The following is a 13,388-nucleotide window of genomic DNA, read 5'->3' as shown; positions in this document are numbered from 1 at the left end:
AAAACTACAATGAAACACTACTTGTTATTTGCAATTTTTTGTATCGGGATTTTATTTTCAATGCCAGTTCATGCACAGATCGGAAAAAGATTTCCATCGGAGCGGAAAGAAGTGGTAGATCCTGTTACAGGAGTTAAACTATTATTTTTAACCAGCACACAAAGCGGGGACTCCAAAATTTATCAAACGCATAATCAATGGACATCAGATGGGCAGTGGCTGATCTTCCGCAGCAATCGTGTAAAGGGAGAAGCGATGGCCGTGAATGAAAAAACAGGCGATATCGTACAAGTAACAGAAGGAGGTTATACCGGCATGCTGAATGTGGCACGCAAATCAATGAAGCTGTACTTTATGAAGAATGAAAAAACAGATACTATTCCGGCAACGCCAGGTGATACTGCAAGGCGGCGTGTACAAAGGCCGGTACAAATTATAGAAGTAGATCTTGAAAAATTGTTTGCAGACAGCAAGGCTGGTACATTAAAAAAAGAAAATGCTTATCAACGTGTTTGCGGCACTACACCGGCAGCATTGGGAGCTGGTGGCGATATGGCTTTGGATGGTGATGAAGAGTGGGCTTATTTTCGTGTAGGCCTCCAGGAAGCAGCTAAACATTTAGCACCGGGCACCGTACTTGAAAAAAACTTTGGTCCACGTAATATGGGTGCCGGCCCCTCAGGCATTGCAGGAATGAATATACACACCGGCGAAATAAAATATGTAGTGTCAGTGCCTTTTCAAATTGGCCATATACAAACCAATCCATGGGTAGCCGGTGAAATTGTTTTTTGCTGGGAGACAGGAGGAAAATCACCGCAACGCACCTGGACGGTGATGAGCAATGGTACAGGCCTTCGTCCTTTATATCCCGAATCAGAATATGAATGGGTAACACATGAAGCTGTGATTGCAAAAGATGAAGTAGCGATTGCTATTATGGGGCATAGAAAAATTCCGGGAACAGAAAAGCAAACCGAAGCAGGCACAGCAGTGAGTGGTGCCAACCCCGGGCAGGAAGCTGCATGGGGCCCATCAGGTACAAGAGAGAAGCCAACCGGTTTGGGAATTGTAAATTTGCGTACCAGGGAAATGACGATCGTTGGACAAACAACAAGCGGCAGTGGCTTATGGCATGTAAGCGGATCGCCGGATGGAAGATGGGCAGTAGGGGATGACTTTGCAAGAAATATTTACCTGATCGACCGGCATACAAGAGAAATGATATTGCTATCTGCAGGGCATAAAACTACAGCCGCAGATCATCCGCATCCAACGATGAGCCCGGATGGTACAAAAATTGAAATTGAATCGGCGATGTTATCAGCTGATAACCGGTCGATGAATATTTGCATTATCCCGGTACCGGAAGAATGGTTAAAAAGAAAATACGATAAATAAAAAGATAAAATTGAAGCGATGAAAAAATTACAGGTTGTTTTATGGGCACTGGTTATTTTTTATAGTCCTGTTGTAACACAGGCGCAACAAAAAAGAGTGGTGATAAAGAACACGATCATCACTAGTCCGGATAAAAAAATTGCAGTGCAGGTTTTGCTGGATAAAGACCAGCAGTTGGTGTACAATATCCAGTATGCAGGAAAAACAGTATTGCAAAATTCTGCATTGGGTATTGTTCGTGAAGATGCTGATTTTTCAACAGGCATGCAATGGCTGAGCAGTTCGGATATGTCGTATGTAAAGGACAGTTACAATATGCTTACGGCAAAAAAATCTACGATCAGTTATGGGGCTAATAAAAGAACCATCGCTGTACAAAATAAAAATGGCGATGCCATGCAGGTCATCTTCCAGGTATCTAACGATGGTGTGGCATTCCGTTATGTGTTTCCGCAAATATCTTCTACTATAAAAAAAATAACCCGGGAAACAACCAGCTTTCATTTTTTTGAAGGTACTAAGGCCTGGCTGCAACCCAAGACAGAAGCACAGAGTGGGTGGGAACACAGCAATCCATCTTACGAAGCACATTATATGATGGATATTAAAACCGGTACAGCAGCACCGGGAAAAAATGGCTGGGTGTATCCTGCTCTTTTGCATTACGCTGATACCTGGATGCTGATAACAGAAGCGGCATTGGGAAGAACGTATTGTGGTACTTCATTACAACAATTCTCCAATAACAACGAATACAAAATTAATTTTCCGGAAGATTCTGAAAGGGTTACCAATGGTGTTTTATTTCCTGAATCAACTTTACCCTGGCAAACACCCTGGCGTATTATTGCATTGGGTAGTTTGAAAACCATTGCAGAATCTACATTGGGAACTGATCTTGCATTTCCAGCGATTGCAGTGGACAGCAGTTTTATAAAACCCGGCAGGGCATCCTGGAGCTGGATCATGAGTAAGGATAATTTTATTGTGTATGATGAACAGAAAAAATACATCGACTATGCCGCCGATATGCATTGGGAATATTGTTTGATTGATGCTGCATGGGATAAAAAGATCGGGTACGATAAAATAAAGGAACTTGCTGAATATGCTGCTAAAAAAAATGTAGGCCTGTTATTATGGTACAATTCTGCAGGTGATTGGAATACGGTAAAGTATACACCAAAAGATAAAATGCTTACACACGAAAGCAGGATGAAGGAATTTGCATTGCTGCAGCAAATGGGCATCAAAGGTATTAAAACAGATTTTTTTGCCGGCGACGGACAATCGATGATCAATTATTACCAGGACATTTTAGAGGATGCCGCACAATATCATTTACTCGTAAATTTTCATGGTGCCACATTGCCAAGAGGATGGCAAAGAACTTATCCCAACCTAATGACGACAGAAGCGGTGTATGGTTACGAGATGATTACTTTCAATCAGAAAGATGCAGACGTTGCGCCTGCTCACATGGTGATGTGTGCTTTTGCACGCAATGCTTTTGACCCGATGGATTTTACGCCGGTGAATTTATATAAGATACCACGTATCAATAGAAAAACGACCAGTGCATTTGAATTAGCAACATCAGTGATCTTTTTATCGGGCATTCAACATTTTGCGGAGAGCCCGGATGGTATGGCGAAGATGCCTGATGCGGTGAAAAACTATATGCAGAACGTTCCGGCAAAATGGGATGATGTGAAATTTATTGATGGTTACCCCGGAAAATTTTATGTTGTGGCAAGAAGGGCGGGGAAGAAATGGTATGTGGCAGGTATCAATGCAGATACAATTGCTCATGACATCCGAATCGATAAATTACCGTTTTTAAAATCCATAAAAAAAGGTACGGCTTTTTTTACTGACCCGGTAATGAAGGACATATTCACCTTAGATGATATTTTGTTTTTGAAGCCAGTAATATCAGTCAGCATAAAACCTGATGATGGATTTGTGATAGTGTATGAATAAAATAAGATTAGTTTTCAGTCTTTAGCCTTTTCGGGTTAAAACAGATGATTGGCAATTTTATTTTTACGAGGCACATTATTGTATAAATTGCAGCAATAAAATTTTTTATGTCTTATACAGCAAATGAAAACCGGTATCAGCAAATGCAATACCGCCGCAGCGGAAAAAGTGGTATTCAGTTACCTGCCATCTCATTAGGCCTCTGGCAAAATTTTGGTGATGTGGATGATATCAATGTATACCGTCAGACATTAATCACGGCATTCGATAATGGGATCACCCATTTTGATCTTGCCAACAACTATGGTCCTCCGGGGGGTAGTGCCGAAACAAATTTCGGTAAGGTCTTTAAAGAAAATTTTACTGCATATCGTGATGAAATGCTGATCTCCACCAAAGCAGGTTATTATATGTGGCCCGGCCCTTATGGGGAATGGGGCAGCAAAAAATACCTGGTATCCAGTCTTGACCAGAGTTTAAAAAGAATGGGACTTGATTACGTTGATATTTTTTATCATCATCGCCCGGATCCTAACACGCCATTGGAAGAATCCATGATGGCATTGGATGCTATTGTGCGGCAAGGCAAAGCATTGTATGCAGGCATTTCCAATTACCCTGCCGATACAGCCGCTGCCGCATTCAAAATTTTAAAACAATTAGGCACACCATGTTTAATTCATCAGCCCCGTTTTTCTATGCTCGATCGCTGGGTGGAAAATAAAAATGACACGGTTCAGAAAAATTTACTGGAAGTGGTGGATGAAAACGGTGTGGGTTGTATTGTATTTTCTCCATTGGCCCAGGGTTTATTAACCGATAAATATTTAAAAGGTATTCCTGCTGATTCAAGAGTGGGAAGGCATTTGCCTAATGGTGCCCTTACGGAAAAAGGCCTGGATGAAACCGTGCTTAAAAAAATAGCTGCATTAAATGAACTGGCCAAACAACGCAACCAAACCATGGCACAAATGGCCATTGCCTGGTTGTTGAAAGACCAACGCATTACTTCTGTGTTGGTAGGAGCAAGTTCATCAGCACAATTACTGAATTCTATTGACAGCATAAAAAATATTGAATTTTCAAAAGAAGAATTGGAAGCAATTGAAGCAATATTGAAATGATTTTTTGAGACGGGTATTTGTTCATTGGTGGAACTGTAGTGGCAGAGTTTATCCCGAAAGCATTCGGGGCTCCGTTCAACAATATATCATTGTTTAACTTTTATCTAGGCGAAGATGGATGATCATAAATTAAAATCAATAGCACAATCTAAATTTAAGCCTTATGGAATTTTTGCAATAACAATGAGTGTAATTTTCTTTATTGGAATTTGTTTTTATATTTATGTTTTAGTATCAGTTGTGTTTTTTAATGGACATATCTTACAGAGGGGAACGCTTTCCAGGTTTGGCGCAATAATTTTCATTTTCATAAATTTATTAGCTCTTGTTGCAATCATTAAATCATGGTTGCTTTACGCACTTGTTGTTTGTATTGATAAGGAAGAAAAAGTAATATCCTTTAAAAATATTTTTACTCGTCAGATGATGCTGTATAAATTTTCTGACTTTGATGGTTATATCGAAACTTTGCCAAATTACAGGGAAAGCGACTATAATGCTGTTTATTTGGTAAAAAATAAAAAGGCTGAAAAAATAATAAGCGGATTTTATTATTCAAATATTGATGAGTTGAAAGAGGCTTTATCTTCAGTTAGATATTTAGGTTTTGAAAAAAAGTTTTTAAAAATAGCTAGGCGGGCATTTTTGAACATGCCAATTGTAAACAAATTGCCATAAGTTGATCATTTATATTTTCTTTCAATTGCAAAACTGAATAAATTGTATCTTAGTAAAGCACCTGTTGCAATCTATTCGTTCCATCGGAACGTTAGGTGGATAGAAAAGAGTTGAAGAGAGTGCAATCGTTCCGTAGGAACGACCGGTGCCCCGGCAGCCGCATCAATATTATAGGTGTCTTTTTCCCGTCGGTACAGCACAGGACAATTCCTCATCTGTAACAAGATACATTTACAGTAACTTTACGTATTGCTGTATGACGAATTTTTGCACCCCTGTTTTATATTCTCCAAAATTTAAAAATAAGTGGCCGGGTGTATGGATTAAACCGGTTTACCACTCAATATGGGTTTGCCTTTTTTTATCAAATGCATTTGCAGTATCTGCACAAAAACAAACAGCTATTTACTCCGGTATTCCCTGGTTTGACAACAACGGAAATACAGTGAGTGCACACGGTGCCAATATTGTAAAAGAAAATGACAGGTACTACCTCTTTGGAGAGCGCCATGAAGATGGAACGAACGCCTTTGCCGGCTTCAATTGCTATTCATCAAAAAATCTGTGCAACTGGAAATTTGAAAGCATTGCCTTGCCGGTTCAGCAAAGCGGTAAGCTGGGCCCAAACCGTTTGGGAGAAAGAGTGAAAGTAATGCGCTGCCCTGCAACAGGGGAATACATCATGTATATGCATGCAGATACGTTGGGGTATAAAGATCAGTTTACAGGTTATGCAGTGGCGAAAAATATTACGGGGCCTTATACATTTAAAGGCCCGTTGTTGTTTAATGGCAATCCAATTAAAAAATGGGACATGGGAACATTCCAGGATAAAGATGGAAGTGGTTATGTGTTGCTGCATGGAGGAGATATTTATAAACTGAATGATGATTATAAGAGCATCAGTGAGCAGGTAAATAAAGCTTTTGAAAAAGGATTTGAGTCACCTGCGATTTTTAAAAAGGATAGTCTTTATTATTTTTTAGGTGCTGACCTTACAGGATGGGAACGCAATGATAATTATTATTTTACTGCTACTTCGTTAAAAGGGCCATGGACCAAACGGGGATTTTTTGCACCACAAGGCACACTTACCTGGAACTCACAAACCACATTTGTATTGCCAATAGAAGGAACAAAAGAAACAACCTTTATGTTCATGGGCGACAGGTGGTCTTTCCCTAAACAGGCAAGTGCTGCCACTTATGTATGGCAACCGCTTATTGTTTCCGGTTACAATATTTCACTTCCTGAATTTAAGGAAGCATGGGCAATTAATTTGTCAACAGGAGTGGTGTCGACAGCAGGCATAAAAGGAAATGAAATAAAGGCAACCGATACACCAATTAATTATTCAGGTAATTGGCAGTCCGATACATTAGCAGTTAAAAGCTCCAATGAAAAAGGGGCCTCCTTTTCTTTTACTGTAAAAGGCACACAGGTTGGTATATTCGGACTTGCCCGGCCCGATGGAGGCTATGCAGGTATTACCATCCGCAACAGCAAGGGTAAAACAATACTCAGGTCTTCAATAGATATGTATTCAAAATATCCAACTGTATTACTGAAGTTTTTAAGCCCTGTGTTTAAAAAAGACAGCTATACTGTAACTGTTACGGTATCGGGTGAAAGGTGGTGGTGGAAAGAAAAATCAGGAAGGCTTTCGGGGAGTAAAGGAGATGTTGTTTCGGTTGAAAAAATTGTTGTACTAAATAGAAATCTATAAATATTTTATAAATGAAAAAATACCAGTTTCTTCTTGTTGTTGCATTAATAATTACGGCGGATGCATTTGCATTATCTCCCAATAAATACAACTTACTTATTGCTCCCGGTACACTTACCGAAAATGCAGTAACCCTTTTATGGGATAAACAATACAACGCAGGGAATGTGGAGTATGAAGTTTTACTGAACGGAAAATTATCCGGTACGGCAGCTAAAACAAATTTTACCATAACTAATCTCTTACCCAATACTTCATATACAGTGTCACTTCGTTTAAAAAATGATAAAGGGAATGTCAAACAATTATATGCAGTTAAATTTAAAACGGCTGCTAAAGGAAAAATCTACAACATACTGGATTATGGGGCAAAAGACGACACTGCGTTTAAAAATACCACCGCTATTCAAAAAGCGATCAATGCCTGTACAACAGGCGGAACGGTGTATATACCAAAAGGTACTTTTGTGTCCGGCGCTTTGTATTTAAAAAGTAATATGACCTTGTATATTGAAAAAGGAGCTACGCTGAAAGGTGCTGTTGATGTTGAGGATTACCTGCCTATGTACCTGAATCGTTTTGAAGGATGGGAATTAAAAACTTATGCCAGCCTGTTGAATGCAGGTACATTAAACCGCAACGGCACTTACAATGTAAAGAATCTGCGTATAACCGGAGGCGGTACTATTTCCGGTGGGGGAAAAAAATTAGGCAATGCAATGTGGACTACAGGCGGCGAAAGAAGCCGTGGCAGGCTTATCTGTTTAGTAAACTGCCAGGATGTATGTATCTCTGACCTTACTATTACAGAGCCATCAAGCTGGACGATCCATTATATTTATAGTGATAATATCACTTGCCACAACCTGGATATTATTACCTATGGCATACGCAATGGCGATGGTATAGATCCTGACTCTTCCACCGGCTCCTATATTTTCAATTGTAGTTTTGATAATGGGGATGACTGTATTGCCATCAAATCAGGCAAAAATCCGGAAGGTTTTTATGTGGGCAAACCTACAAAGAATGTTAGAATAACTGATTGTGATTTTATACGAGGTCATGGTATTTCTATTGGCAGCGAAATGAGTGGTGGCGTAAGTGATGTGCTGGTGCAGGATTGTAAAGCAGGCGCTTTAATAAATGGTCTGCAGATAAAAGGTACCAAAGAAAGAGGCGGTTATGTAAGAAATGTAACAGTCGTTGATTGCCAGTTACTGAAGATCACTGTTTTTTCAAAACTCAATTATAATAATGATGGCGAGGGGGCACCTGAACCACCCATCTTCGAAAATTTTATATTTAAGAATATTGACCTGTCAAAGGCATCGGTAAAAGAGCCTGTTATTAATATCAATGGATTTAATGATCCTGCTCACCGCTTGCGGAATGTAAGCTTCAGTAATATTCTTTTACCTGATAGTGCAAAGGTGATCATTAACGACGCTGAAAAAATAAACTTTACCGGTGTAAAATCAGCAAGTGGTGCAAAGCCGGAGTATGTTATTACTAACGGTACTGAAATTATTTATTGAAATGAAAAACATGACAATTCATAAATTATTCGTTCTTTCTATCATCCTAATGATTTCGGTGAGTACCATTGCTGCACCTGAACAGGATAAACCTGCTCTTACAGATAAGAAGAAAGCAGCGCTGGATGCAAAATCATTGACAATCCCTGTAGGGTACACCAAAAATTTGCGCTGGAATCTCTTGCTGGATTCTATTGGTAAAAATGGTTCTTCCATCAGTTGGCAATCCGGGAATGCGGAATACATTTCTAATGATGGAAAACTGTTGAAAAGGTCAGCTCCTGGTAATAAAAAAATAAAAGTGAGTATGACTGCTACTATTGTGGCCGGCAAGGCGAAAACCACAAAGTCATTTACAATACAGGTGGCTTATCCTGAACAAACATTTGACGGCTATTTATTTGCCTATTTTGAAGGCTCCGGTCCACGAAATATGGATGAGCAGCTACGCTTTGGTGCAAGTACCGATGCTGTAAACTGGTTTGCATTAAACAATAATCAACCTGTTATTGCTTCAGAAAAAATATCGGGAACCGGGGGAATAAGAGATCCGCATATACTCCGTGGCGAAGACGGCAACAATTTTTACCTGGTAGCAACCGATATGAGTACTGCAAAAAATGGCTGGGGGCATAATCCGGGTATCGTGATGTTACACTCCGGAGACCTGGTTAATTGGGATCATTCTTTTGTTGATCTCGAAAAAAAATATCCCAACAAATTTACTAACGTGCAATGGGTATGGGCACCTCAAACTATTTATGACCCCGCTGCCGGTAAATACCTGGTATATTTCACCGTTAAATTTAAAGACGATCTGAAATTAGATTTTTATGCTGCTTATGCCAATAAAGATTTCAGCGGTTTTGAATCGGAGCCTGCGTTGATGTTTAATCCTAAGTATGGTGCCATCGACGGCGATATTATTTATAAGGATGGCACTTATCATTTCTTCTTTAAAGGAAATACCAAGGATGATACAGGAAAAGAAATTAAGAATGGTATCCGCCAGGCTACAGCCAAAACATTGCAGGGGCCCTGGATTGAAAATTTTGAATATCTTGATGCTTATTCTGCAAAAAAAATAGTGGTGGAAGGATCGAGTGTATTTAAATTAAATAACTCAACTGATTATGTGTTGATGTACGATCTGTATACCAATCACCGTTACGAATTTCAAAGAAGTAAAGATCTGTATGAGTTTACACCAATACCGGAATCATTTACCAAAAACTTTTTCCCCCGTCATGGAAGCGTTATTGGTATAACCAAAGAAGAAGCCAAACGCCTCAATGAAAAATGGAGTGGAGTGCCGGAGCTTTTATTAAAAAATAGTAAAGAAAACAACTGATGATATGAGATATGCAGTAATTATTTTTTTTAGTTTGTTTTTGCTTTCAGCAAATGCATATTGCCAGGCGGATACATTACATGCGCCTGCAACAGTTTTGCCGGGAGTATTTGCTGACCCACATATTGCTGTTTTTGGCAAAAAATTTTATATCTATCCTACTACCGATGGCACAGAAGGATGGAAAGGTACCAGCTTTACCTGCTGGTCTTCAAAAAACCTGGTAAAATGGAAATATGAAAAGGTGATATTGGATCTGCCCAAAGATATCGGCTGGGCAAAAGAGCGTGCCTGGGCCCCGGCTATAGCGTACAAAAATGGAAAATATTATTACTACTTCTCTGCTGATGTAAATATAGGTGTGGCAGTGGCAGATAAACCAACCGGCCCATTTAAAGATGCTTTAGGCAAGCCATTGGTAAGAAGAGCGATGCTGAAAGGGCAAATGATTGACCCGATGGTTTTTGTAGATGATGACGGTGCAGCGTACCTGTATTTTGGACAGGGTAATTGTAATATGGTACAACTGGGCGATGATATGATCTCTTACGATTCTGCAAAAATTATATCCATCAAACCCAAAGGGTATAACGAAGGTTCCTTTGTTTTTAAAAGAAACGGAAAATATTACCTTATGTGGTCGGAGTATGATACCAGGGACCCGAGGTATTCTGTTGCTTATGCTACTGCAGACTCGCCTTTAGGCCCTTTTGTAAAAGCGGAGGGTTACCCGGTATTAAAGGGTAAAGGAGTGGTAAAGGGAGCCGGGCATCATTCTGTTGTAAAAGTGCCCGGTAAAGATGAATGGTACATTGCCTACCACCGGTTTAAAATTCCTGGCGGTAATGGTTATAACCGGGAAACCTGTATTTCTCCCATGCGGTTTGATAAAGAAGGTAATATCCTGCCTGTTGATGTTTTTGAAAAAGTTAAGGCTGTTAAGATTCACAACAAATAATTTTTTCAGTAATAAAAATCTTTTTTACTGATTTGCTCTGATGCTAAGAATGACGGTATTTATACTGGCAACAGCAGTTTTTTTACGCAGGATGCTTCAGGATGGATTAACTACCTTACAAGTCTAATTTACAAGCTCTATAAACGATTGTATGTTGCAAAGATTCACTGTTTCAATAAGTTTTGTATTGCTATTGCTTTTTAATGTGCAAAGCCTGCCTGCGCAAACAAAAAATAGTGTTGTTATTTCAGAACAAAATTCAGCTGTTGCGTTTCCTCTTTTTACAAATACAGTAACACCGGTTTTTTATTATGATGCTAAAGATGCCAAAGTGGTGCAGCTGGCAGCAACCGCATTTGCAAATGATATTAGTTTGCTTTCCGGCAAACAAATAAAATTAAACAGCAGCAATACAGTTACTGATGAGTATGCAATTATTGCCGGCACCATTGGCCAGTCATCTTTAATTGATGATCTGATAAAAACAAAACGTATTGATGTAGCAGCAATACAAAATAAATGGGAACAATTTTCTATTACGGTGATCAATCAGCCTTATAAAAATGCTAAAAGAATTCTGGCAATTACCGGTAGCGACAGAAGAGCCACCGCCTTCGGTATTTTTCATCTGTCGAGAACAATGGGCATTTCACCTTTTGTGTGGTGGGCAGATGTAGTGCCTGAGAAAAAAAATCAATTATTTGTATCCGGCAATTATATGTCGCCGGCACCATCAGTGCAATACCGTGGTATTTTTATCAATGACGAAGACTGGGGTATGCAACCCTGGGCCGCAAAAAATATGGATACTGATATTAAAGACATTGGCCCTAAAACTTATGCCCGTGTTTTTGAATTGCTGCTGCGTTTAAAAGCTAATTATATCTGGCCGGCAATGCATCCATGTACTAAAGCATTTTATTATTACAAACAAAATCCTAAAGTGGCCGATGATTATGCCATTGTTGTGGGTGGCAGCCATTGCGAACCCATGCTGCGTAATAATGTATGCGAATGGGCAGAAACCTACGAGGAAGAATATAAAAAGAAGCCGGGTGAATGGCGCTATGATGTAAACAAAGATGAAATATATAAATACTGGGATGATCGCATTAAAGAGGCCGTGAATTACGAATCTGTTTTCACAGTAGGCATGCGTGGCGTGCATGATGGCAGCATGCCCGGACCGAAAGACCCGGATGAAAAAGTAAAACTATTAGAAAAAGTAATTGCCGATCAGCGAGAGATCTTACAAAACAATTTTAAAAAATCTCCCGATGCATTGCCGCAAATATTTGTGCCTTACAAAGAAGTGTTGAGTTTATACAGAAGAGGAATGAAATTGCCCGAAGATGTTACTATCATCTGGCCGGATGATAATTATGGCTACATGCGTCAGTTGCCCAATGAAGAAGAACAAAAAAGAAGTGGTGGCAATGGTGTGTATTATCATTTATCTTATTGGGGAAGTCCTGCTGACTATTTGTGGTTGAGCTCTATGTCGCCTGCATTGATCGGTTATGAGATGAAAAAATCTTACGATTATGGAGCAAAAAAATTATGGGTATTTAATGTGGGTGATATTAAACCAGCAGAAATGGAAATACAGTTTGCCATGGATATGGGGTATGATATCAATACCTATAATGCAAAAGATCCGGATGCATACATTAAAAAATGGGCGGTAGAAACATTTGGTGAAAAAAATGCCCCTACGGTTGCGGCAATTAAAAAGCGCTATTATCAATTAGCTGCATCTGCAAAGCCGGAGCATCTTGGAATGCTTAGTTTTTCAACAAAAGAAATATACGACCGGTTAAAAGAATATGAAGATCTCGGTTTTATGGTTGATACTTTTGTTTCAAATATAAAAACCGGTCTGCAGCCGGCATTATTTGAGCTGGTAACCTATCCTGCTGAAGCTGCAAGGATGCTGAATTATAAAATTCTTTACGAAAGGCTGGCTGCAATTGCTTTTAATGAAAACAGGATTGAAGAAGCAAAATCAAACTTACAAACGGCATCTATAGCATATCAGTCTATTGAAACTTCTACCGAGCGTTATAACAGGTTTGTTGCCGGAGGTAAATGGAATGGCATGATGAGTTTTCACCCTCGTGATCAGAAAGTATTTAATGCACCACTGGTTTTTGACAGTTTGAAAATTAAAACAGATTCGCTACTGATTAAAAAACAAATTAAAGAAGCGCAACGTGTAAAAATACTCACTGCTAAAGAATTGTATGATAATAAAAATACAATGAACTGCTCATTATTACCCGGTGTAGGTATCAGTGGTGCAGCGCTTACAGGCAATGCCGGAATGATAACTTACAAAATGCCTATGACATCCGGCAGTTACACCATTGTGATAAAATGCCTGCCCACTTTTGCCATGGAAAAAGAAAGGTTACTGAACTATACTATTGCTGTAAATAATGAAACACCTCAAACCGTAAATGTAAATGCAGAAGCTGAATCTGCAGCATGGAAAGAAAATGTGCTGAGAGGATATTCGCAGGGTTCAAGCGTGCATGCAATAGCAAAAGATACACCGGGTACTATCTCTATAGTATTGAAAAATAAAAACCTCGTGATCAGCCAGGTTGAAATTTATAAAAATTAAGAA

Annotated in this window: 9 protein-coding genes; all 9 read left to right on the top strand. The window is 39.3% G+C overall.

The genetic code is table 11. The features are described from left to right. The first annotated feature begins 9 nt into the window (after positions 1 to 9). The 9 genes from ACQ334_RS15580 (at position 10) to ACQ334_RS15540 (ending at position 13,385) form a co-directional block, all read left to right on the top strand. Complete coding sequence (locus tag ACQ334_RS15580) at positions 10 to 1,401, top strand: TolB family protein (protein ID WP_430989168.1); 1,392 nt, start codon at positions 10 to 12, stop codon at positions 1,399 to 1,401. A gap of 18 nt (positions 1,402 to 1,419) precedes the next feature. Further along, positions 1,420 to 3,384, top strand: a complete 1,965-nt coding sequence (locus tag ACQ334_RS15575) for a glycoside hydrolase family 97 catalytic domain-containing protein (protein ID WP_430989167.1) — start codon at positions 1,420 to 1,422, stop codon at positions 3,382 to 3,384. Between the two features lie 107 nt (positions 3,385 to 3,491). Then, positions 3,492 to 4,508, top strand: a complete 1,017-nt coding sequence (gene mgrA, locus ACQ334_RS15570) for an L-glyceraldehyde 3-phosphate reductase (protein ID WP_430989166.1) — start codon at positions 3,492 to 3,494, stop codon at positions 4,506 to 4,508. 114 nt (positions 4,509 to 4,622) lie between these two features. After that, complete coding sequence (locus tag ACQ334_RS15565; protein WP_430989165.1) at positions 4,623 to 5,186, top strand: hypothetical protein; 564 nt, start codon at positions 4,623 to 4,625, stop codon at positions 5,184 to 5,186. A gap of 256 nt (positions 5,187 to 5,442) precedes the next feature. Next, complete coding sequence (locus ACQ334_RS15560) at positions 5,443 to 6,912, top strand: family 43 glycosylhydrolase (RefSeq protein WP_430989164.1); 1,470 nt, start codon at positions 5,443 to 5,445, stop codon at positions 6,910 to 6,912. Between the two features lie 11 nt (positions 6,913 to 6,923). Then, the gene (locus ACQ334_RS15555) at positions 6,924 to 8,450 is read left to right on the top strand and encodes a glycosyl hydrolase family 28 protein (RefSeq protein ID WP_430989163.1); all 1,527 of its coding nucleotides are present in this window, start codon (positions 6,924 to 6,926) and stop codon (positions 8,448 to 8,450) included. Continuing rightward, positions 8,416 to 9,801, top strand: coding sequence for an immunoglobulin-like domain-containing protein (locus tag ACQ334_RS15550; RefSeq protein ID WP_430989162.1), 1,386 nt, complete (start codon positions 8,416 to 8,418; stop codon positions 9,799 to 9,801). The genes ACQ334_RS15555 and ACQ334_RS15550 overlap by 35 nt, the downstream gene beginning before the upstream one ends. Before the next feature lie 4 nt (positions 9,802 to 9,805). Continuing rightward, positions 9,806 to 10,759 (top strand): family 43 glycosylhydrolase, encoded by a 954-nt coding sequence (locus ACQ334_RS15545; RefSeq protein WP_430989161.1) that lies wholly within the window; start codon positions 9,806 to 9,808, stop codon positions 10,757 to 10,759. Between the two features lie 151 nt (positions 10,760 to 10,910). Beyond that, entirely contained in the window at positions 10,911 to 13,385 is a 2,475-nt protein-coding gene (locus ACQ334_RS15540; RefSeq protein ID WP_430989160.1) for a glycosyl hydrolase 115 family protein, read from the top strand. Positions 13,386 to 13,388 lie beyond the last annotated feature (3 nt).

It is taken from the genome of Ferruginibacter sp. SUN106 (assembly GCF_050611765.1).
Lineage (GTDB): Bacteria > Bacteroidota > Bacteroidia > Chitinophagales > Chitinophagaceae > Ferruginibacter.
This window is presented reverse-complemented; position numbering and strand designations above follow the sequence as displayed.